The organism is Gaetbulibacter sp. M240, assembly GCF_043876815.1.
In the GTDB taxonomy this organism is placed as follows: Bacteria; Bacteroidota; Bacteroidia; order Flavobacteriales; family Flavobacteriaceae; genus Gaetbulibacter_A.
The window spans coordinates 384,069-406,297 of the sequence record NZ_JBAWKA010000002.1 but is presented as its reverse complement, the minus strand read 5'-3'; the positions used below and the strand labels follow the sequence as shown (position 1 = coordinate 406,297).

Here is a 22,229-nt window from a genome sequence, read left to right as displayed (position 1 = left end):
TTATTTTTTTAACCAGTTACTGGAGAATTGGCAATCACGATACTCTCCATTGATCTTAATATAAGTATCCTGAATTTTTTCTTTTTGCCACTCCTCAATGGCTTTAAGTTTTTTCTCTTCAAGTGCTAAATCCTTTATTTTAAGATAATCGCGGGCAAAGTCTGCTTTATGCTCATCAATCCTATCAGTAACCATCAAAATTTTAAATTTCACCTTACCGGTACGGTCTTCTTCTTTTTGGATCAAACTTACTTCACCGTCCTTCAATCCCTGGATCTGAGAATACAATTCTGTGTCCATTCGGGTTAATTCAAAATTGTAATCCTGAGTTTGGGGGTTAATAAGTTGACCTCCATCAGCGCGCGTTTCTTTTTCATCGCTAGCTTCTTTGGCAGCATCGGCAAATGAAATATCACGATCTACAATACGCTTTCTGATTTTCTCCAAACGCTCTTTAGCCTCATCAGTGGCTTCCTGAGATACTTTTGGGATAAGCAAAATATGACTAACATCGTATTCCTGACCTCTAATTTTATCCACGGTTAAAATGTGATGGCCAAACTCTGTTTCAAAAGGATCTGAGACCTCACCTTCCTGCAAGGAAAAAGCAACCTGACGGAATTCCTTGGCCATTCGCGGTATTTTCTTATCCAGTGTATACCGTCCGCCTCTACTGGCAGATCCAGGATCTTCCGAATATAGAACGGCTTTTGATCGGAAACTTGATCCATTTTCGATAATATCTTCTCTGAATGTTTTTAACCGATTAATAACACGCTGTTTCTCTTCTTCAGAAACTTTAGGGATAGTCACAATTTGAGCCACTTTTAACTCCGTACCAAAGGTAGGGCGTTCATCTTCCGGGATTTTATTAAAGAATATACGAACTTCCTCTGGTGTGATCTCAAGATCTTGTATAATCTTTTCCTGCTCCTTGGCGGATAGTTCATTACTTTTATTGATCTCGAACATTTCATCTCGCAATGATTGTTCATCCGATTTTCCATATAGCTTTAAAAGACGCTCCATCGAACCATCAACTTGTTGCAAGAATTGTTCAATTTGATAATTAATCTTACTACGAATTTCAGCATCAGACACAATAATACTATCCTGAACGGCTTGATGCGCATACAACTTGTCTTCCAATAACTTACCGAATAACTGACAGCGAGTAATATCCTTCGTATTTACACCCTGAGCTTCCAATTGCCTAAAGGTCCTTTGAACATCAGAATCCAATACAATATAATCTCCAACAACTGCAGCGACACCATCTACTTTTTCAGGTTTAAAAACTTCTGTAGAGTCTTTTACCTTGGTCACTTCTGTAGCCATAGAATCAGCCACAGTAGTAGGGTTTTCCTCAATAATCTCTTGAGCCAAGCCTAATTGCACGCCTGCAACCATAAGACCAAATAATGTCAAGTATTTAAGTTTAATAATAAATTTCAAATTGTTTGTTTTTAATTGCATCCTTAGTAATATCCTTTTCTAATTGTTTTATCAATTCTAGTTTTCGTTTGTTTATTACGATCTGCCTGATGGTGGGTTTAACGTATTCCAGCGGCGCCGTATCGTTCCTCAATAAAACATCATTAATTTGCATCAAATATACTCCTAATGAATCTTTGAGCTGTATAAAATTAGATTTTTTTAACAGTTGATCTTTGTTTTCAATTGTGATCGCAGGAATTTTTTCAATAGCCTGACTGACCTTGATCCAAATGGAATCATTTAGTGAATATGATTTGAATTGAATCGAGAGCGAATCCAAAGTGCTTTTATCTTCAGAATTGAAGCGTTTGAACATCTTTTCAATCGCCGTGTAATTATTCATTTCTTCATTAACATGAACATATCTGAATTTTATTAAAGGTTCATTTAATTTGAAAGCCTCCTTATTGGTTTCATAGTAATCCATCATAGCCTCCGAGGCAATGGTGGTATCAATATTTTTTTTAACCAAAGCCTCTATGTAGGCCTTCGTATATAAATCGGTTTTGTATTGTTCTACAAGTTTATTAAAACTTTCCTGCGTATCCTCGCTCAGATTAATTAAAGCACCATCCAATAATAAACGTTTTGTAGCCCACTTGGTAATAAAATTCTGCACTCTTAAGGTACTATCGTCTTTTGAAATAGCATCAGATACCAAATCTTTGATATCACTTTCATATAAATAGGAATCATTTACCCGAGCAATTGGTTTCTCATCTATATCCTTTCTAAAGAACTGACAAGAGGATACCATAAGCAAAACAGAACAGCCTAAAATGATTGATTGATAACGCATTTATTGTGCTTGTAATTGAGTTTTAATAGCTTCTAAAACATCCTTATTAATAGTTACTTTATACTTTTTATCCAAGGCTTCCAACCATTGTTTTTCCTTCAAGGCTTGGTAATCACTTTGAACCAGACCCCGAATACTTTCAAGCGGTTTTTGCGTTTCCGGTATCACTTCTTTTATTTGTACTAAAATAAAAGAATCGTTTTGTTTAAAAACTTTTGATATACCAATTTTAATCTTCAAGTTTTTAGGTAATACTGAATCATTCAAAGTAAATAAACCCGATTTGAATTCAACATCTGGAGTATTTGGATTTTTCACCAAAGCTTTTATATCTTCGAGGTCCATACCGGAACCTAATAATTTTCCTGCTTTTTTAAGCGTTTTTTGATCTGATGATAGCGCCACAACGGCATCAATCTGTTCCGGTGTTTTATACTTGTCTAAATGATTTTTATAATAGGCTTTCATTTCGGTTGAATCAGACTTTGAAAGCTTCCAAATTTTTGAATCCATTAAATCGAACAATAACAAACCATCCTTATATTCCTGTAATATATTGGCATATTCAGGATTAATATTTACTAAATTCGATTTGTGATAGCTCACTAATGTGGTATTCAGAAATTTGTTGTAGAGTTCTTGTACTACAGGCTTGACGTTCGGATTATTTTCAGAAATAAGGCCATAAGTTTCTAAATACATCCCAAAATCCCGATAGGTGTAAGTTCTATCACCAAGAGTAAACAATGGCTTTGAAGTTTCGTAAGATTCCGGAAGTTTGATCTTTTTGCTGTTGGAGGGCGTTATTAATCCTGAAAAATAATTTACAGCTACCTCATTATTAGACACTCCATACATTTTTCGAAGCTTCGCATGTAAAGCCTCATCAATACGTTTAGATCGCCCATCTCGTTTAATTTTTTCGATGAGTTCAGGTTTCATTTTATCAAAAGATTGAACAGGTTCTTTTTGAATTAATTTTATAATATGCCAGCCAAATCTTGATTTGACAGGCTCTGAGAAATCACCCGGATCCTGGAGTGCGAAAGCAGCATCTTCAAATACCGGAACATTCAGCTGTCCGCTTGAGAAAGGCGATAATTCCCCACCGTTGGCTGCGGTATTCCGATCCTCAGAATATTGTTTTGCCAAATCTTCAAAAGATGCACCATTTTTAAGTTTTATGTAAATATCATTGATCTTTAATTCTTGCGAAGCAGCCAAGGAATCATTTTCATTGGAAAGTAACATGATGTGGGCCACAGTCGCTTTACCGCGGGCAGGACGCTTATCAAGAACCCTTACAATATGGTACCCAAACTGTGTGCGGAAGGGTTGAGAAATAGTGCCTGAATCAGTGTTATAAGCTGCTGTTTCAAAAGGATAAACCATTTTAAACCCAGAAAAATATCCCAATTTCTCACCAAAGATCGTTTTCCCGTCGTGAACAGCTTCACGGACCGTTTCAAAGCCTTCTTTTACTGCTCTATCTCTAAAGGCATTTATTTTATTGTAGGCTGCTAGAGTGTCCTGCGGACTTGCATCTTCAGAAAGACGGACTAAAATATGATCTGCATTTACTTCCTGAGTAGCCCTGATATAAGCTTCTTCAACCAAAGGATCGGTTACTTTAGAATCTGTAATATAATTTTTTGCAAGCTGTTCAGTGTATGTCCCCAACTCTCTAAGGTATCCGGGTTTCTGATCTAAACCTTCTGCCTTGGCTTCTTGAATCTTTAATTTGTAATCGACAAATAATTCTAAATAATTATCTACATCTTTTTGGGAATCATCCTGAACAAGATTTAAATTCTTTTTATAAACCCTAATAAATTCTGAAACTTTTACAGAAGTTGAATCGATAGTAAAAAGTACCGAATCATCTATATCTTGAGCTAAGGCGCTGAAAGATAAGAAACTACAAAACATTAATAAAAAAAACTTGAAGCTCATTATTTTTTTTTTAGGAAACTGAACAAAAATACTAATATAAACATACAATGCAAGTTGGTTTAACAAACGTTTAATTATAATCAATATTACGTGAAATACCTTAAAATTCCTGTATCTTTCAGGCCGATTTAATGGCTGTACCATGCGAAAAATTAAACTGATCTGGGACTTTAGAGGTCCGGATGCCCAAAAAATTGCCGAACATCATGAAATTCATTTAAAAGAATATATCGTGATGGAAAAACTGGGCGATCTACCCACCGGCGTTGAAACCCTAAGTAAATTGCATACCATTGCGTTTTTGGTCATTGGCGAAGACAAAATGATCTCAGTAAGAGATGCCCTTAAACCACATAGGGGTTTATTCCATGACGAATAAAATATGGTTTTATTGGTGTTATATATTTGTAATTTTAAACTTAAAATATTAGTTTAGAGTAAATTACACCACCAACCAATGAAAAAATATAAAACACTATACCTATGGATGCTCGTACCCATGGTATTCATGCAATTGGGAATTTTCAGAGACTATTGGGGAGATTTCACAGATAACGCCTGGTCGGTTCATGTCCACTACTGGACCGGTTCCATTTGGTATTTATACCTTATTATTCAACCTTATTTTGCTACCCATAACAAGCTAGACCTTCACAGAACCAATGGTATTATTGGAATGTTCTTAGCCGGAGGGGTTTGCCTTACGGCTTTAAGTATGATGTATCGCGATGTAAATACTGCGCATTTGGCCATGGAAAATACTGAGCGCTTTGGGCCTTTAGGACCGTGGTTCTTTTACGGTGTGGCTGCTATTGAAATCCCTATGATGATAGCCTTTGGATTTGCAGTGATAAAAAGCATCATCCATAGAAAAGAAATTGAAAATCATGCTTGGTGGTTGATCTCTACGGTATTTTTAATCATGTTCCCCGCTGTTGGCCGCGGTATTCAAAACGTGTATATCGGGATGAATGCCTCGGATTGGCCAAATGTAGATATTATGTTCCCCTTATACCTGGCCGTCGCATTTATTATAGTATTACTTCTGTTAGCTGCCTGGAAATATAATAAACTTAAACACCCAGCAACCTTATTAGGTGTGGGTGTCAATGTTTATATCTTATTTTTAGAACCTCTTGGAAAATCAGAAGCTATCCAAGCGTTTTTTGAAACCTTTGTAAAAGGTTAATCCTTTGATTAACGCGAATAATTAGGTGATTCCTTCGTAATAGTAACATTATGTGGATGACTTTCGTGAATACCACTAGACGTTATTTTTACGAACTGCCCCTTATTTTTTAAGGTCTCAATGTCTTTTGCGCCGCAATAGCCCATTCCGGCACGAAGTCCTCCGACAAACTGGTGGATACTTTCATAAAGGTCACCTTTATACGGTACACGACCAACGATCCCTTCGGGAACCAGCTTTTTGATATCGTCTTCCACATCCTGAAAATAACGGTCTTTACTCCCTTGTTTCATAGCTTCAACAGAACCCATACCACGATAGGTTTTAAACTTTCGTCCTTCATAAATAATGGTTTCTCCCGGAGATTCTTTCGTTCCCGCCAATAATGAACCTAGCATGACTGAATCCGCACCGGCTGCAATAGCTTTTGGAATATCTCCAGTGTAACGAATACCACCATCTGCAATTACGGGAACACCTGTTCCTTTAATCGCCGCAGAAACTTCCAATACTGCAGAGAACTGTGGAAACCCCACACCAGCGATCACACGTGTGGTACAAATAGAACCGGGACCAATACCAACTTTTACTGCATCAGCACCAGCTTCAACTAAATATTTAGCAGCTTCGGCAGTCGCAATATTCCCCACAATAACATCCAGATCAGGAAATTTAGCTTTCACTTCCTTAAGTACTTTTACAACGCCCTTTGTATGACCATGAGCTGTATCGATAACCACGGCATCAACACCTGCATTCACAAGGGCTTCAGCACGATCAACAGCATCAGGAGTAACGCCAAGAGCAGCTGCTACACGAAGACGGCCATATTCGTCCTTATTGGCAAAGGGTTTAAGACTTAATTTTGTGATGTCTCTAAAGGTAATTAAACCAGATAATTTGTAATTATCGTCGACAATAAGAAGTTTTTCAATTTTATGTTCCTGAAGAATCTTTTCAGCATCCTGAAGGGAAGTCCCAACACCGGCTGTTACCAAATTATCTTTGGTCATGACCTCCACAATGGGTTTAGAATTTTGATGTTCGAAACGTAGATCTCGATTTGTTACGATCCCTTTTAAAGTCCCGGTATCATCTATTATTGGAATCCCACCAATACTGTGTTCAGCCATATTCTGTTTGGCATCCAATACGGTTGCATTCATAGGTAAAGTTACCGGATCGATAATCATCCCACTTTCTGCACGTTTTACACGCCTTACTTTCAGGGCCTGTTCTTCAATGGTCATGTTTTTATGTAAAACCCCAATGCCACCTTCCTGGGCCATAGCAATAGCCATTTTACTTTCGGTAACAGTATCCATAGCGGCCGAAATTATGGGCACGTTTATGGTTATATTTCGTGTGAATTTTGTTTGAATATTTACCTCCCTTGGAAGTACTTCGGAGTAAGCAGGAACTAAGAGAACGTCGTCGTAGGTTAGCCCTTCACCCAGAATTTTGTTTTGATGTGCAGTCATAGTGCAATTACAGTTATAATTGCGTGCAAATATACAACTAATATTCTAAGTTCTAATATTAATATTAATATCGCATATCATCGAATCTTACTACTACTTTTTTGAAAAAAATAAACGTAGATAAGTATTAGTTAGGAAAATAAAACTCGATATTATGCTTAATTCTCAAATTTAAAAGAACCTCTTAATTTTAAAATTATTATCCGTTTAAAATCACCTTTAAGTTCAATTAAAAATTTAATTTTTAGACAAATAATTTTTAAAACATAATATAAGATTCGCATTAAATGTGTTAAGATATACTGTAATTTTAATAGGTTAACATGAGGAGTAATAATGTCTTAGTATATTTTCATTAAGTATGATACTTATTTTTTTTAATTTTAATTATTTGAGCTACAAAGCTTTATAAAATTTATTTTTATTTATTCTAAATAAACTTTGAGAATGCAAAATTCATGATTAAATTTGCACCGAAATAAAAGTGTTATTTTTAATAAGTCTAAATAAAATGAGAGTCAAGATTACCCTATTTTTCCTGTTAATTTTAGGAGCTACCTATGCTCAAGAAACCCAAAAAGATTCTATTCAAAAACTAGATCAGGTTTTAATAAATGCACAAGTTATTTTTGGGAGTAAATATGAAGCTAAGAACAGAACCGGTTCTTCTTATTACATTTCTCCAAATGAATTAGAAAAATTTAACTATACAGATATTAATCGTGTTTTAAGAGCTGTACCAGGTGTAAATATTTATGAAGAAGATGGTTTTGGATTACGTCCAAATATTAGTTTACGTGGTACATCTCCCGAGCGAAGTGCCAAAATATCAATAATGGAAGATGGTGTTTTAATTGCACCTGCACCATATAGTGCGCCTGCAGCCTATTATTTTCCATCAGTTGCCAGAATGCAAGCCGTGGAGATATTAAAAGGAAGTAGCCAAATTCAATATGGTCCATTTACAACTGGTGGGGCTATTAACTTGGTTAGCACCAAAATTCCAAATAGCTTTAATGGTGCATTAAAAACAAGTTTTGGTAGTTTTAATACAATGCAAACCCATGTTAAAATTGGAGATAGCAAAACAAACTTCGGCTATTCTGTTGAGTATTTAAATTTAAACTCTGATGGTTTTAAAAATTTACCTGATGGCAGTAACACTGGGTTTGACAAAAATGATTTTGTTGCAAAATTTAGATTAAATTCAAATCCTGATGCTACTTTTAATCAGTCTGTATCTTTTAAGTTCCAATATTCTGACGAAGTTTCAAATGAAACATATTTAGGACTTACCCAAAATGATTTTAATAACAACCCGTTTAACAGATATGCTAGTTCTCAAGAAGATAAAATGACAAACGACCATATTCAATTTATGGCAACACATAAAATAAATTTTTCTAAACAATTCAGAATTACTTCCAATGCCTATTATAACGGTTTTTCAAGAAACTGGTATAAATTAAATGATGTGGTTTATAATGGTAATAAAGTTGGTATAGCTTCTATTATTAGTAATCCCCAAGATTATCCAAATCACATGAATATTATAGATGGGTCAACAAATTCTGATAATGATGCCCTTATTCTTAAAACGAATAATAGAAATTATATTGCAAAAGGAATTCAAACAAAATTTGATTACCATTGGTCTACTGCAAATGTGTTTAATGATTTAGAAATTGGTGTACGCTACCATTACGACGAAGAAGATCGTTTTCAATTGAAAGACGGGTACAGTATATTAGATGGTGAAATGAATTTAACATCCAACGGTACTCCAGGTAGCGATGCCAATAGAATTAGCAGTGCTAAAGCTTTTGCAGCTTCTATTTTGTACAAGCTAACTTATAAAAATTTAACTTTAACCCCAGGTTTGCGTTATGAAAATATAGTTTTAAATAGAGATAATTATGGAACTAGTGATCCTAACAGAATTGGTAATGAATTATCCACAAGAGAAAATAAAGTTGATATTTTTATACCAGGAATAGGATTCAATTACAAAATAAATCGAAACACATCTGTTTATGGTGGTGTACACAAAGGGTTTTCTCCTCCGGGTAATGAAATAGGACAAAAAGCAGAAGAAAGTATAAATTACGAATTGGGTTCTCGTTTCAATCTTCAAGGCCTTAGAGGTGAAGCAGTTATTTTTTACAACGACTATAGTAACTTACTAGGTAGTGATTTAGCAGCAACTGGCGGCACCGGTTCTTTGGATCAATTTAATGCTGGTGAGGTCGCCGTTAAAGGTATCGAGTTACTTTTAAATTATGATCTACTTCAAAACAACATTAAATTTTCTTTACCAATTACTTTTGGATATACATTTACAGATACTGAATTTTTAAATAGTTTTGGAAGTGATGATTCATTATGGGGAGAAGTTACTGCAGGTGATGAACTACCTTATATCGCAAAACATCAGTTTAACACTTCAATATCATTAGAGCATAACAGATTTGAACTAAATCTTAATGGCCGGTTAAATGGCGCATTTAGAACTTTAGCTGGCACAGAAACTATTACAGCTGATAATGGAGTTACTTCAAACTTTATTATCGATTTTTCTGGAAAATATCACTTTTCTAAAAATTTAAGTGTGACTGGAAACATTATTAATCTTTTAGATAAAACTTATGCTGTTTCTAGGGTTCCTGCAGGATTAAGACCAGGGCATCCTTTTGGGGCTTACGCTGGTTTAGAATTTCAATTTTAAAATAAAAGATAATTCTCACAAGAGTCATTATTTGAAATAATGGCTCTTTTTTGTTAATAGAAATGATTAAAAATTTTAGAAGCCTCATTATAAGCACTCTCAAAACTGAGGGCATTTAGTGTATTTACCTGGTGCGTCGTGAAGTAAGACAAAAGTTTTTCTGTGGGCATATTACCAATCAGTTCATCTTTGGCCATAGGACAACCTCCAAAACCCTGAATGGCGCCATCGAACCTAGAACAACCAGCCTTGTAAGCCGCATCGATCTTTTCGAACCAACTTGATTTTGTAGTATGTAAATGGGCTCCAAATTCAATATTGGGATAAGCGGGTATTAAATGTGAAAATAGATACGTAATATTCTCAGAGTTTGAGGTTCCTACGGTATCGCTAAGTGAAAGGATCTTGACGCCCATTTTAGCTAATTTTTCGGTCCACTCCCCAACAATTTCCACATTCCATGGATCACCGTATGGATTACCGAAACCCATAGATATGTAAACCACAACTTCTTTACCTGATTTATCGGCGATGTTCAAAATCTCTGACAACGTTTCGACAGACTCCGCTATCGTTTTGTGCGTATTACGCATTTGAAAGTTTTCTGAAATAGAAAAAGGATATCCCAAATAATCAATTTCGGGATGCTTACAAGCATCCTCCGCCCCACGGATATTGGCAATAATAGCCAACAATTTACTACGGGTCTTACTTAAATCCAGTTTTGATAAAACCTCGGCCGTATCCACCATTTGTGGGATCGCTTTTGGCGACACAAAACTCCCAAAATCGATGGTATCAAAACCAACGCGTAATAACGATTGGATGTACTGTACCTTTTTATCCGTAGGAATAAAGGTCTTGATACCTTGCATGGCATCGCGTGGACATTCAATGATTTTTACTGGTTTTGACATCGCTTTATTTAGCACTAAAAATACTATTAATTTTTGTAAGCACCGTAACTAGGAATTGTAATTTAATTGAAATCTAAGCCTTATTTAGCACGGTCCAAAATAGCCTTGTTAATAGCTTTTATGAGTCCGGGGCCCTCATAAATAAACCCCGTGTAAATTTGAACGAGATCAGCTCCTGCCTCTAATTTTTCAAGTGCATCTTCGGCGGAATGGATTCCTCCAACACCAATAATAGGAAAGGCTCTTTCGCTTTTTTCCGACAAGTATTTTATAACCCGAGTGCTTCTAGCTTTAATGGGCTGCCCACTTAAACCGCCATTACCAATAGCCTTTAGTTGTGCATCGGAGGCTTTTAATCCTTCACGAAAAACGGAGGTATTACTCGCTATAACACCATCTAATTTGGTGTTTTTTACAAGGTCTATGATCTCATCCAACTGACCTTTGTTGAGATCCGGCGCAATTTTTAATAAGATAGGTTTTTGTTTATCGAAAGTTTTGTTTGCTTTTTGTACCACTGAGATCAATTCTTCCAAATAATCCTTATCGTTTAATTTGGCATGACTATTTACGTTGGGACAACTTACATTCAGAACAAAATAATCCACATAAGGATGTAAAGCATTAAAACAAGTTAAATAATCGTTTGTATACTCTTCGGGCGATGTTTGCGTATTTTTGCCAATATTACCACCGATGATCACCTGTCCTCGGTTTTTCTTCAATTGTTCAATGGCTGCTTCAACACCTTCATTATTGAAACCCATTCTATTGATAATACCCTGATCGTCTTTGAGTCGGAACAAGCGTTTTTTAGGGTTTCCCTGTTGCGCTTTGGGTGTTACCGTTCCTATTTCAATAAAACCAAAACCAAAGTTGGCCAGTTCGTTGTACAAGACGGCATTTTTATCAAATCCGGCTGCTAATCCTACCGGATTCTTAAAGGTTAATCCGAATAGTTTTCGTTCTAAACGTTTATCTTCTACAGCATATATTGCTTTAAATAGGTCTTTAAATCCTGGGATCCGATACGTTATTTTAATTAATGAAAAGGTAAAATGATGGATCTTTTCAGGGTCGAACAAAAAGAATATTGGACGAAGAAGTGATTTGTACATCTGTTTGATTTGTGCAAAAGTACTCCGAAATAAAAAATTGCGCAATTCAAATGAAAAAAATCTCAATAGTTGTAACTTTAGCAGCAAATAAGCTATTAAAATAACTAGAATGATTTCGAAAGACCACCTTATAAAACGCTTTATCAGTTATGTAACCGTCGACACGCAATCAGACCCTAAATCGGAGACCACTCCAAGTACTGAAAAACAATGGGATTTAGCTAAAAAACTAGCTAAAGAGCTTAAGTATATTGGGATGGAGGATGTAAGTATTGATGATAATTCTTATATCATGGCCACTTTACCCAGCAATGTTGATAAAAAGGTTCCGACCATAGGTTTTATTGCTCATTTTGACACGTCACCCGATTTTACCGGAACCAATGTAAAACCACAAATTCATGAAAATTATCTGGGAGGTGATCTCCTTTTAAATAAAAAAGAAAACATTGTTTTATCTCCGGATTATTTTGAGGATTTAAAACAATATGCAGGTCAGACCTTAATTACTACTGATGGCACCACACTTTTAGGTGCTGATGATAAAGCAGGGGTTTGTGAAATTGTAACGGCCATGGAATATTTAATTCAGCATCCGGAAATAAAGCACGGTGAAATTCGTGTAGGATTTACCCCGGATGAAGAAATTGGTCGGGGTGCCCATAAATTTGATGTGAAAAAATTTAATGCCGATTGGGCTTACACCATGGATGGTAGTCAGGTTGGAGAATTGGAATACGAAAACTTTAATGCTGCCGGTGTAGAGATCACAATAAAAGGAAAAATCGTGCATCCGGGTTATGCCAAAGGTAAAATGATCAACTCCATGTATATTGCCATGGAATTCATCAATTCATTACCCCGTATGGAAACACCTGAGCATACAGAAGGCTATCAAGGATTCTTCCATTTAACTCAAATTGAAGGTGATGTCGATGAGAGCAAACTAGAATATATTATTCGCGACCATGATCGAAAACATTTTGAAGCTCGAAAGGAAGTCATGATTAGACTAACCGAAGACATCAATTCACGTTACGATCATGATGTGGTATTCACTGAAATAAAAGATCAGTATTACAACATGCGGGAAAAAATTGAACCCGTTATGCACATTGTAGACATTGCCGAAAAGGCCATGAAAGAATTAAAGATAAAACCACTTATTAAAGCCATTAGAGGTGGAACCGATGGATCTCAATTAAGTTATATGGGCCTACCCTGCCCTAACATTTTTGCAGGTGGCCATAATTTCCACGGGCGTTATGAATACGTTCCTGTAGAAAGTATGATTAAAGCTACTGAAGTGATCTGTAAGATTGCTGAGTTAACAGCTGAACAATAATCAAGACCAACTAAAAGACATAAAAAAAGCTTCCAGAATCTGGAAGCTTTTTTTATGTCTATAATTTAAATTATTTTTTTGGAGCATTGAGTTTACCACTCATTTCCATGGATATAGATGAACGCTCGAACTTAATCTTCCCAGACATTGTTTCGATCACACAACTATCATCATTTAGCTCAATGATTTTACCATGCATACCGCTTTTGGTAATTACTTTATCACCGCGCTTGAGTTCCGCATTGAACTTTTTTTCTTTTTTAGCACGTTTCATTTGAGGAGCGATCATAAAAAAATAGATCACCACAAACATTAAGATAAACGGTAAAAATTGGCCAATTCCTCCTTCCATTTGATATATTTTTAACTGTTAGTTTCTGTAGGCTTTACAAAAGCCGATATTTTTACTACTTCTTTGCCTTTTTCGGTGTTCGCCGTTACGGTAATTGTTTTCGTGATTTTATTCATACCACTTCCGTTGTATTGCACCGTAAATTCACCTGTTTCTCCGGGTGCTAATGGGTCTCTACTCCAATTTTGAGGTACCGTACAACCGCAAGAGGATTTGATATCGGTAATCACCAAAGGGGCATCTCCAACATTGGTGTAGGAGAATGTTGTTTCAACAGATTTCCCTTTTTCAATTTCACCGAAATCATGATCGGTTTTGTCAAATTGCATAACAGGAAATTTAGTTGCAGCCGCATCACGCTCTGCAGCAGCGCTTAGCTTGGCAGCATCAATTTTTTTTGCTGCATTTTCTTTACAAGAAGTAAATGAGACTAAGCAGATTGCGCTTAATACTAAAAGTATTTTTTTCATTTTACAATGTGGTTTTTTGTTATCGAGGTAAAAATAGTAATAATTTAATCTATTAAAAACTTTTGTTAAACCCTTAACATAATATTAAAGCAATCCACGCCCGATTTTATTCAATGTACCATTTTCGCTGTATTCCTTAACAAGTTTATCCAGAATACCATTAATAAAAATGCTGCTCTTTGGAGTTGAATATTCTTTTGCGATTTCCAGATATTCATTAATGGTCACTTTCACGGGTATGGTTGGAAAGTTTTTTAACTCACATATCGCCATTTGCAACAATACATTATCAACATTAGCAATCCTATCAGCTTCCCAATTTTGGGTCTTTTCTTCGATCGTGTGATTCAATGCGGAACGATTTAAAAGTGTTTTCTTGAATAGGTCTATTGCAAATTGTTTGTCATCCGCATCTTTATATAATTTAGGAACGAATAATTCGTCATTACTCGAGGTCTTTAATTTCCGAAGCTGCTTGAGAATAGTTGTATTTACTGTTGGCAGGTCATCCAGCCAGGTTAAATTCTTGTCTTCCAAATAATCGTACAACTTCTCGTTAGGGGCAATAATTTCTTTATATATATCTATAATAAAGCTCTTATCTTCTTTAAAATCCGAAGTACGCGTTTGCATATAATCGGCATATATATCGCTGGAAATAATGGCTTTGAATAAAATATCAACATATTCGTTATCTAATTCCCAATTATTAATTTTTTCAGATTTAATCTGATTTTTCAGCTGGATATTTTCGGCCAAATATTGCAAGACCTGGTTATTTACAAACTTGCGATTTGGATTTTTATCTTCAGAGGTAGCGAGGTGTTTGTTCAACTTTTTTTGAAGATCCGATTCTGCGCGTTTTTGAATTTCGATCGTTAACGCCATAAGCAGTAGATATAGCTTATACATGTTTTCAATACTAAACAGTAAAAATTTCTGGTCCCTTGAGAAATCATCGCTTTCACTACCTTTAAAAGCGTAAAGCGTTTGCATAACCTTGATACGAATATGTCTTCTGTTTAGCATAATGAAAAAGAACGGTATTAAAAGTATTGGTCTTATTTTTTCCTGCGCAAAAATAACATTATTTTAAAAATAAAGCGGTCTTTTCGATGTAATTATAAGGCATATTTTAAAGTATATTTAACATTCTAAACGTTTAAGTTTTCTATATAGTTCGTTTTAATACGTATCTTTGCTCATCGATTTTAAACTGGTGAATGAAAGAACTACAGCACTTAAATAAGTACCTTTTTAAATACAAAACCCATCTGATAGCTGGAATTATTATTACTATTGTGGCACGAATCTTTTTGCTGTTCACCCCGCGGTATGTAAAGGATATTTTTACCACTATCGAAACCTATAGCGCCGGAGAAATTTCAAAAGAGGGCTTTCGCGATGAATTGTTATATGCCATTCTTATAATAATTGGTGCAGCACTAGTTGGAGCTTTTCTCACCTTTTTTATGAGGCAAACTATTATCATCGTTTCCAGATATGTAGAGTTTGATCTTAAAAATGAAGTCTATCAACAATATCAAAAGCTATCCTTAAATTTTTATAAAAAGAACCGAACCGGTGATCTAATGAATCGGATAAGTGAAGATGTGAGCAATGTGCGCATGTATTTTGGCCCTGCGATAATGTATAGTATTAACACGATAACGCTTTTTGTTATTGCGCTAATTTACATGTTTAGAGATGCACCTACCCTCGCGTTCTATACAATCATTCCATTGCCCATATTATCTGTTATCATTTATAAATTAAGTCGGGAAATTCACCGGCGCAGCACCATCGTTCAGGAATTTTTATCAAACTTATCTGCTTACACTCAGGAATCCTTTAGCGGTATCTCAGTCGTTAAGGCCTATGGAATTGAAATTAAAACGGCTAACGATTTTATTGATCTAGCAGAAGATGGTAAACATAAACAAGTTAGTTTAGCACGTGTTCAAGCCTGGTTCTTCCCAATGATGGTCCTTTTGATTGGCGCCAGTAACCTTTTGGTTATTTACGTCGGTGGGATGCAGTATATTAATGGAACAATTACGAGTTTAGGAACGATTGCCGAATTCATTATATATGTAAATATGCTCACCTGGCCTGTGGCTACCGTAGGATGGGTTACTTCGATTGTACAACAGGCAGAAGCTTCGCAAAAACGTATCAATGAGTTTTTAAAAATAGAACCTGAAATTAAAAATACCGTGAACGAGGAAACCGATATCCATGGTGATATTGTTTTTAAGAACGTTTCCTTTACTTACGACGACACTAATATTCAAGCCTTGAACGACATAAGTTTCACTTTAAAAGAAGGAGAAACCTTGGCGATCTTGGGTAAAACCGGTTCAGGAAAATCGACGATCCTAGATCTTATTGGGCGACTCTACGACATCGATCAGGGGACTATCACAATAAATGATATTCCTGTTGATAAGCACAATCTGAACACCTTGAGAAGTCATATTGGGTACGTACCTCAGGATGCCTTCTTATTTTCAGACACCATTAAAAATAATATAAAATTTGGTAAAGGTGACGCTACTGATGAGGAGGTTATTGAAGCTGCAAAAAATGCTCATGTCCACAAGAATATAGTGAAATTTAGTAAAGGCTACGATACTGTTCTCGGAGAACGAGGTATTACACTTTCGGGTGGCCAAAAACAGCGCGTGTCTATTGCACGAGCAATTATTAAATCACCTAAAATCTTACTGTTCGACGATTGCTTATCGGCCGTTGACACGGAAACGGAAGAAAAAATCCTAAATAATCTGAAAAAGATCCTTATTGGAAAAACGGCTATTATTGTGAGTCACCGCGTGTCGTCTGCCAAAAATGCAGATAAGATTATTGTGTTGGAAGATGGTAAAATTCTTCAAGAGGGTACGCATGAATCACTGGTTAATGCCGAAGGACATTATAAGGAACTTTACCTAAAACAATTGAGCAAATCTGAATAAACAATTCGATCAAAACATTAGAAAGAAATACAACGTAATTATTCCAACGAAATACCTTAGAAAAAAGAATATTAATAAAATGTTGGTTAATTTCACTTTTTTTTAGATTTTTGGTACAACACTTGAAACACTAACGCATAATTAATGATATATTGATATGATGGAGAAAGAGGAGATATTTTCGAAAGTATTAAGAGCCGGAAGACGGACCTATTTTTTTGATGTACGAGCGACAAAAGCAGATGACTATTATTTAACCATTACAGAAAGTAAAAAATTTACAAACGACGATGGTTCATTTCACTACAAAAAACACAAAATTTACATCTACAAGGAAGATTTCGAAGAATTTAAGGAAATTCTTGCTGAAATGACTGATTTCATAATCCAAGAAAAAGGTCAGGAGGTGATTAGCGAACGTCACCAAAAGGACTTCAAAAAAGAACTTGAGGACACCCCACAAGTTGCTGAAGCAGATGTAAACAAATCTGCAGAAAGTTTTACAGATATCGACTTTGATGACATTTAAAAGTTTTAAATTTTAACGAATTTTAACCTAACCGTTGCATTTCATGCAGCGGTTTTTTTTTACCTTTAACCAAAAGACTAACTTCCTATGAAAAAATTAATGCTATTTTTTTTCTTGGTATCACTAACGCTGTATGCTCAAGAAAAAACAGACCTATCCTATTATTTACCCCAGAATATTAATTACAATCCAGACATTCCTACACCAGAAAACATTATTGGCCACCAGGTAGGAGAATGGCACGTAACACACGATAAGCTCCTTGAATACATGAAAGTGATTGCTAATTCTTCTGACCGGATCACGCTGGAAAACAGAGGAGAAACATTTGAAGGCAGACCGCTTATACTTCTTACAATAACCTCACCTAAAAATCACCAAAATATTGAGGTTATTCGTCAAAAACACATACAGGCCACCGATACAAATAGTTCAAATATCTCGGAAAATACGCCCATTGTGGTTTATCAAGGTTTTTCTATTCATGGAAACGAACCAAGTGGAGCAAACGCCAGTTTATTAGTGGCCTATTATTTAGCAGCAGCTGAAGGCGACTATATAAATAAGTTACTGGATAACACGATTATTTTATTCGACCCGGTCTACAACCCTGATGGTTTGCAGCGCTTTGCCTATTGGGCGAACACCAATAAAAACGAAAATTTAAACCCGGATCCAAACGATAGAGAATATCACGAAGTATGGCCAGGAGGTAGAACAAATCATTACTGGTTCGATCTAAATCGTGATTGGTTACCAGTACAATTACCTGAATCTCAAGTGCGTATAAAAACATTTCACGAATGGTTACCCAATATAGTCACAGACCATCATGAAATGGGAACTAATTCTACATTCTTCTTCCAACCTGGAATACCTTCTCGAACAAATCCGCTAACACCTCCGTTAAACCAGACTTTAACAAAAAAAATAGGGGAATTTCATGCCAAGGCCTTAGACAAAATTGGATCTCTTTATTTTACAGAAGAACGATATGACGACTTTTATTATGGGAAAGGGTCTACATTTCCAGACATTAATGGAAGTATTGGTATTCTATTTGAACAAGCCAGTTCTCGGGGCCATTTACAAGAGAGTGATAATGGGATCATAACATTTCCATTTACTATACGAAATCAGTTTACAACAGCCCTTTCTACATTGAACGCGGCTTTAGAAATGCGTGTTGAACTATTAAATTATCAGCAAAGTTTCTATCAAAACGCGCGAGCAGAAGCTTCAAAAGAATCAAATAAAGCCATCATTTTTGGTGATGAAAAAGATGCTGCGAAAACCTATCATTTGGCAGAGATTTTAAAAAGACAAAAAATTAAAATTCATGAGCTTAAGGAGGATCTCTCTTTAAATGGAAAAAATTTCAAAAAAGGATATAGCTATGTGGTGCCTAAAGATCAAAAAAATGCACGCTTAATTAAGGCTATGTTTCAAAAGCGCACTACGTTTCAGGACAGTTTATTTTATGATATCTCAGCATGGACATTTCCTTTAGCTTTTAACCTTGATTATGCTGAAAATGTTTCTACTAACAATCTGGGGGACGAAGTCACAAATTTAAATTTACAGGAAGGGCAAGTTTCCGGAGTAAGTGATTACGCCTACCTCATGGAATGGCACGAATACTATGCTCCAAAAATTCTTAATAAAATACTAAGTAAGAACATTAGAGCGAAAGTCGCTTTAAATCAATTTAGTATGAATGGAAAGAATTATGATTATGGTACGATCATGATTCCCATACAAAATCAAGAATTAAACAAAACGGAGTTACATGCTTTTTTAAGTGAATTATCCAAGGACTCTCATATTAAAATTGATGCTGTAAACACGGGATTAACTGAAGGAATTGACTTGGGAAGCAGTAATTTTAAAACATTAAAGAAACCGGAAATTGCCCTTTTGGTTGGTGAAAAGATCACTTCTTACGATGCCGGAGAAATTTGGCATTTACTTGATACCCGCTACGATATAACGGTTACTAAATTAGACACCAAAAATATAGAAGATACCGATTTAAGCAGATATACCACCATAATAATCCCAAACTCCAGGTCTTTAAATAAGACTGACACAGATAAACTCATGGAATGGGTAAAAGATGGCGGCGAGCTTATTGGCTACAGAAATACAGTGAAATGGCTACAAAAAAAGGAGTTTATTGATATAAAACTGAAAGAGGAAAAGGAGATTCCTGCAAACAACATAAGCTTTGAACAAAAAAGGAATTTTACAGGAGCACAGCAAATTGGTGGTGCCATTTTTCAGGCAAAATTAGATCGATCTCATCCTATAAATTTTGGATATAAGAACGATGAATTAGCTTTATTCAGAAATACAACTGTATTTATTGAACCTGATTCGCTAAGTTATAATAACCCAATAAAGTACACTAAAAATCCATTATTAAGCGGCTATATTTCGAAGCCAAATCTGGAAAGCTTATCCGAAACTGTTCCATTTCAAGTAAACCGTCTCGGTAAAGGTAAGGTTGTGGTATTTACGGATAATACAAACTTTAGAGCCTTTTGGTATGGCACAAATAAACTATTAATGAATGCCATATTCTTTCGGGAAGAATTATAGTTTTACACATAAAATTGACACAAATAAAACCAGTAAAAAATATAAACCTCCAAGTAGCCATCCAAAGTTTAGAACTAAAATAAGGGATATTAATATTATCCAAAGTGGCACTAAACTGATTCCGACGGCGAAACGAAAAGTGCCTATAAATTCCGGCGAGGCTACTCTAGGTTTAACGACCAAACGCCAACTCAGATAGGGTCCAAGAAGTAAAACAGCTAAAAGCGATTTAAATATCGGTTTTAGTTGAGAAGATTTCTTATATTTTTGTATTTTCAAATTGATTTTTTTGTTTGAAATCACTTTGTTAACATGTTCGGGATCTAAATAAGAGATTCTGTGCTTCTCTAATATTTTAAAAGTAGCATCGTAAGAATCATGAGGGATATGTGTGGTTAAATTTTTTAGTTCACCACGAACTTTAGCTTTCAAATCTTGAACCGATTTATTTTTATACTCTGAAATTACAGATTTAGCACCTAAAGGTTCTCCAAAATATATGGAAGCAGAATCACCAAAAGCGATTGCATTTTGATAATTAACACCTACAGGAATCAATTTCAAATCTATATCAGGATAACGATCTAAAGTTTCAAAAATAATTCGTGTAAACCCTTTACTCAAAGGTCTTACTGTACGCATCAAATTATGATTTCCTTCGGGAAAAAGAGCTAAAGCCTCATTCCGATGCAACAATTCAGTACAGTTTTCGAAAATAGCGGAGTTATTTGATAAGTTAGACCAGCCATCTCGAATTCGGTAAACAGGGATCATCCGAAGACTTTTAAGCACTCTTGAGAGAATTTTATTTTGAAAAACGCCGGCACGAGTTAAAAAATAACAAAACCGATCGGTGCTCATAGCAATAAGCAAGGCATCTAATAAGGCATTTTGATGATTTCCCAGGAACATTACAGGCTGCTGTTCTGGAATCTCTGCTTTTTTAACAACCACAATTTTTTTATAGTAGAACCATAAAGCTATCCTTAAATACAACCGAACACTATACAACCACAATCGTTTCAAAATTTATTCTTTTTTAGACCAATATGACGCTAAAACCAGGCCTGAAATAATATGCCAAATTCCCCAAAATGCCGCTAGTATGGCCATACCGCCAAGACCTTGAAAAAAGGTGAATATTAGCAATAAGCCCAATCCGGAATTTTGAATTCCAGTTTCAATGGTGATCGTTTTCTTATCCTTTAAATTTAACTTGAATAAATAGGCTACAGCTAATCCAAGACAAATTGCCAAAATATTATGGCTAATACCCAAAACCAAAACATGTTGAACATAATTGTTAAATACATCCAGATTATTGAGAAAAGCAATAACTACAATTGCAATAAAAATAAGAATGGACACTGGTTTTAAATACCTCGACCATCTCATGGCAAATTCTGGCCTTTTATACCGAATCAACATACCCAATATCAGGGGTATTCCTAAAATAAGCGAAACCACCTTTAATAATTCCCAAGGATTTAATTCCACTTCTTTTAAAATAAGGGCCGTAGGTTGGTATAACTGTCCGTAAAACTCAAAATTAAAAGGTGTCATGATTACTGCCAGTGCCGTGGCAAATGCCGTTAAACTTACGGAAAGTGCCATATTACCTTTAGCTAGATGAGTCATAAAATTTGAAATATTTCCTCCGGGGCAAGCTGCTACCATGATCATACCTAAAGCAATACTTGGTTGGGGATTCACCAAGCTTACTAAAAGAAAGGTGAAAAAGGGCAGTAAAATAAACTGAGATAATAGACCTACCAAAACCAATTTAGGTTGTCGCATCAAAATCTTAAAATCGGTGGTCGTAATGTTCAAAGCTACGCCAAACATGACAATCGCCAACGCCATGTTTAAGCCTAAAAGCGCACCGGAATCAAAATTAATTTTAACAGCATCGAGGTCCATCATAAGCTTAGGAAACGATACTTCCATTTTTTATTTTGCTTTCAGGGTGAAGCAGGATTACCTCCTTGTTATTAACTGCACCTAATACCAGGCATTCACTCATAAAATTAGCGATCTGTTTTTTTTCAAAATTTACAACAGCAACAATCTGTCGGTTAAGTAAATCACCTTTACTATACAAGTCTGTGATCTGAGCAGAGGATTTTTTAATCCCTAAAGGTCCAAAATCTATGGTAAGCTGATAAGCTGGTTTTCGCGCTTCAGGAAAATCATTTACTTCTATTATAGTACCAACCCTGAGGTCAACTTTAGAAAAATCATCAAAAGATAGGCTCTTATTCATTTTCTAAAAATACAA

19 protein-coding genes are annotated in these 22,229 nt (G+C 35.5%); 7 read left to right on the top strand and 12 right to left on the bottom strand.

From position 1 onward, the window contains the following. Genes V8G61_RS07350 through V8G61_RS07340 form a run of 3 tightly spaced genes read right to left on the bottom strand, consistent with a single transcriptional unit; the run spans position 1 to position 4,249 of the window. Entirely contained in the window at positions 1-1,476 is a 1,476-nt protein-coding gene (locus tag V8G61_RS07350; RefSeq protein ID WP_394874872.1) for a peptidylprolyl isomerase, read from the bottom strand. Beyond that, positions 1,439-2,296, bottom strand: a complete 858-nt coding sequence (locus V8G61_RS07345) for a peptidyl-prolyl cis-trans isomerase (RefSeq protein WP_394874871.1) — start codon at positions 2,294-2,296, stop codon at positions 1,439-1,441. Before V8G61_RS07345 ends, V8G61_RS07350 begins: the two co-directional genes overlap by 38 nt. Continuing rightward, positions 2,297-4,249: a peptidylprolyl isomerase gene (locus tag V8G61_RS07340; RefSeq protein ID WP_394874870.1), complete on the bottom strand. Its 1,953-nt coding sequence runs from the start codon at positions 4,247-4,249 to the stop codon at positions 2,297-2,299. Positions 4,250-4,391: 142 nt separating this feature from the next. On the opposite strand from V8G61_RS07340, the gene V8G61_RS07335 reads away from it, so the two are divergent. Beyond that, entirely contained in the window at positions 4,392-4,628 is a 237-nt protein-coding gene (locus tag V8G61_RS07335; RefSeq protein WP_394874869.1) for a hypothetical protein, read from the top strand. A 78-nt stretch (positions 4,629-4,706) separates the two neighbouring features. Next, on the top strand, positions 4,707-5,438 hold the full coding sequence (locus V8G61_RS07330; protein WP_394874868.1) for a hypothetical protein: 732 nt from the start codon (positions 4,707-4,709) through the stop codon (positions 5,436-5,438). Between the two features lie 8 nt (positions 5,439-5,446). Here V8G61_RS07330 and guaB read toward each other — a convergent pair whose 3' ends face one another. Further along, entirely contained in the window at positions 5,447-6,919 is a 1,473-nt protein-coding gene (gene guaB / locus V8G61_RS07325) for an IMP dehydrogenase (RefSeq protein ID WP_394874867.1), read from the bottom strand. A gap of 511 nt (positions 6,920-7,430) precedes the next feature. On the opposite strand from guaB, the gene V8G61_RS07320 reads away from it, so the two are divergent. After that, on the top strand, positions 7,431-9,644 hold the full coding sequence (locus V8G61_RS07320; RefSeq protein WP_394874866.1) for a TonB-dependent receptor family protein: 2,214 nt from the start codon (positions 7,431-7,433) through the stop codon (positions 9,642-9,644). A 53-nt stretch (positions 9,645-9,697) separates the two neighbouring features. Here the strand turns inward: V8G61_RS07320 and V8G61_RS07315 are convergent, their stop codons facing one another. Continuing rightward, positions 9,698-10,561 carry a hydroxymethylglutaryl-CoA lyase gene (locus tag V8G61_RS07315; RefSeq protein WP_394874865.1) on the bottom strand — a complete coding sequence of 288 codons (864 nt, stop codon included), beginning with the start codon at positions 10,559-10,561 and terminating at the stop codon, positions 9,698-9,700. 80 nt (positions 10,562-10,641) lie between these two features. Continuing rightward, on the bottom strand, positions 10,642-11,679 hold the full coding sequence (locus V8G61_RS07310; RefSeq protein WP_394874864.1) for a quinone-dependent dihydroorotate dehydrogenase: 1,038 nt from the start codon (positions 11,677-11,679) through the stop codon (positions 10,642-10,644). A 109-nt stretch (positions 11,680-11,788) separates the two neighbouring features. Here V8G61_RS07310 and pepT point away from each other — a divergent pair, with 109 nt between their 5' ends. Next, a complete protein-coding gene (gene pepT / locus V8G61_RS07305; RefSeq protein WP_394874863.1) occupies positions 11,789-13,024 on the top strand; it encodes a peptidase T in 1,236 nt (411 codons plus the stop codon). Positions 13,025-13,094: 70 nt separating this feature from the next. Here pepT and yajC read toward each other — a convergent pair whose 3' ends face one another. From yajC to nusB, 3 genes are all read right to left on the bottom strand, one after another. Continuing rightward, positions 13,095-13,376: a preprotein translocase subunit YajC gene (gene yajC / locus V8G61_RS07300; RefSeq protein WP_394874862.1), complete on the bottom strand. Its 282-nt coding sequence runs from the start codon at positions 13,374-13,376 to the stop codon at positions 13,095-13,097. A gap of 11 nt (positions 13,377-13,387) precedes the next feature. Further along, on the bottom strand, positions 13,388-13,846 hold the full coding sequence (locus V8G61_RS07295) for a DUF1573 domain-containing protein (protein WP_394874860.1): 459 nt from the start codon (positions 13,844-13,846) through the stop codon (positions 13,388-13,390). Between the two features lie 84 nt (positions 13,847-13,930). Then, complete coding sequence (gene nusB, locus V8G61_RS07290; RefSeq protein ID WP_394874859.1) at positions 13,931-14,875, bottom strand: transcription antitermination factor NusB; 945 nt, start codon at positions 14,873-14,875, stop codon at positions 13,931-13,933. Between the two features lie 194 nt (positions 14,876-15,069). Between nusB and V8G61_RS07285 the strand changes: the two genes are divergently transcribed. The 3 genes from V8G61_RS07285 to V8G61_RS07275 all read left to right on the top strand — a co-directional run bounded on the left by V8G61_RS07285 (position 15,070) and on the right by V8G61_RS07275 (position 19,951). Beyond that, positions 15,070-16,821 (top strand): ABC transporter ATP-binding protein, encoded by a 1,752-nt coding sequence (locus tag V8G61_RS07285; RefSeq protein ID WP_394874858.1) that lies wholly within the window; start codon positions 15,070-15,072, stop codon positions 16,819-16,821. 157 nt (positions 16,822-16,978) lie between these two features. Further along, complete coding sequence (locus V8G61_RS07280) at positions 16,979-17,350, top strand: PUR family DNA/RNA-binding protein (protein ID WP_394874857.1); 372 nt, start codon at positions 16,979-16,981, stop codon at positions 17,348-17,350. 87 nt (positions 17,351-17,437) lie between these two features. Further along, positions 17,438-19,951, top strand: coding sequence for a M14 family metallopeptidase (locus V8G61_RS07275; protein ID WP_394874856.1), 2,514 nt, complete (start codon positions 17,438-17,440; stop codon positions 19,949-19,951). On the opposite strand, the gene V8G61_RS07270 is transcribed toward V8G61_RS07275, so the two are convergent. The 3 genes from V8G61_RS07270 to V8G61_RS07260 are packed head-to-tail and all read right to left on the bottom strand — an operon-like array spanning position 19,946 to position 22,214. Continuing rightward, positions 19,946-20,977, bottom strand: coding sequence for a lysophospholipid acyltransferase family protein (locus tag V8G61_RS07270; RefSeq protein WP_394874855.1), 1,032 nt, complete (start codon positions 20,975-20,977; stop codon positions 19,946-19,948). The genes V8G61_RS07275 and V8G61_RS07270 overlap by 6 nt on opposite strands. Positions 20,978-20,980: 3 nt before the next feature. After that, the gene (locus V8G61_RS07265) at positions 20,981-21,898 is read right to left on the bottom strand and encodes a bile acid:sodium symporter family protein (protein WP_394874854.1); all 918 of its coding nucleotides are present in this window, start codon (positions 21,896-21,898) and stop codon (positions 20,981-20,983) included. Then, positions 21,879-22,214: a tRNA-binding protein gene (locus V8G61_RS07260; RefSeq protein ID WP_394874853.1), complete on the bottom strand. Its 336-nt coding sequence runs from the start codon at positions 22,212-22,214 to the stop codon at positions 21,879-21,881. Before V8G61_RS07260 ends, V8G61_RS07265 begins: the two co-directional genes overlap by 20 nt. Positions 22,215-22,229 lie beyond the last annotated feature (15 nt).

Coding starts and splice junctions, on each gene's coding strand:
- V8G61_RS07350 (WP_394874872.1), bottom strand. CDS start 1,476: ATGCAATTAAAAACAAACAATTTGAAATTTATTATTAAACTTAAATAC.
- V8G61_RS07345 (WP_394874871.1), bottom strand. CDS start 2,296: ATGCGTTATCAATCAATCATTTTAGGCTGTTCTGTTTTGCTTATGGTA.
- V8G61_RS07340 (WP_394874870.1), bottom strand. CDS start 4,249: ATGAGCTTCAAGTTTTTTTTATTAATGTTTTGTAGTTTCTTATCTTTC.
- V8G61_RS07335 (WP_394874869.1), top strand. CDS start 4,392: ATGCGAAAAATTAAACTGATCTGGGACTTTAGAGGTCCGGATGCCCAA.
- V8G61_RS07330 (WP_394874868.1), top strand. CDS start 4,707: ATGAAAAAATATAAAACACTATACCTATGGATGCTCGTACCCATGGTA.
- guaB (WP_394874867.1), bottom strand. CDS start 6,919: ATGACTGCACATCAAAACAAAATTCTGGGTGAAGGGCTAACCTACGAC.
- V8G61_RS07320 (WP_394874866.1), top strand. CDS start 7,431: ATGAGAGTCAAGATTACCCTATTTTTCCTGTTAATTTTAGGAGCTACC.
- V8G61_RS07315 (WP_394874865.1), bottom strand. CDS start 10,561: ATGTCAAAACCAGTAAAAATCATTGAATGTCCACGCGATGCCATGCAA.
- V8G61_RS07310 (WP_394874864.1), bottom strand. CDS start 11,679: ATGTACAAATCACTTCTTCGTCCAATATTCTTTTTGTTCGACCCTGAA.
- pepT (WP_394874863.1), top strand. CDS start 11,789: ATGATTTCGAAAGACCACCTTATAAAACGCTTTATCAGTTATGTAACC.
- yajC (WP_394874862.1), bottom strand. CDS start 13,376: ATGGAAGGAGGAATTGGCCAATTTTTACCGTTTATCTTAATGTTTGTG.
- V8G61_RS07295 (WP_394874860.1), bottom strand. CDS start 13,846: ATGAAAAAAATACTTTTAGTATTAAGCGCAATCTGCTTAGTCTCATTT.
- nusB (WP_394874859.1), bottom strand. CDS start 14,875: ATGCTAAACAGAAGACATATTCGTATCAAGGTTATGCAAACGCTTTAC.
- V8G61_RS07285 (WP_394874858.1), top strand. CDS start 15,070: ATGAAAGAACTACAGCACTTAAATAAGTACCTTTTTAAATACAAAACC.
- V8G61_RS07280 (WP_394874857.1), top strand. CDS start 16,979: ATGATGGAGAAAGAGGAGATATTTTCGAAAGTATTAAGAGCCGGAAGA.
- V8G61_RS07275 (WP_394874856.1), top strand. CDS start 17,438: ATGAAAAAATTAATGCTATTTTTTTTCTTGGTATCACTAACGCTGTAT.
- V8G61_RS07265 (WP_394874854.1), bottom strand. CDS start 21,898: ATGGAAGTATCGTTTCCTAAGCTTATGATGGACCTCGATGCTGTTAAA.
- V8G61_RS07260 (WP_394874853.1), bottom strand. CDS start 22,214: ATGAATAAGAGCCTATCTTTTGATGATTTTTCTAAAGTTGACCTCAGG.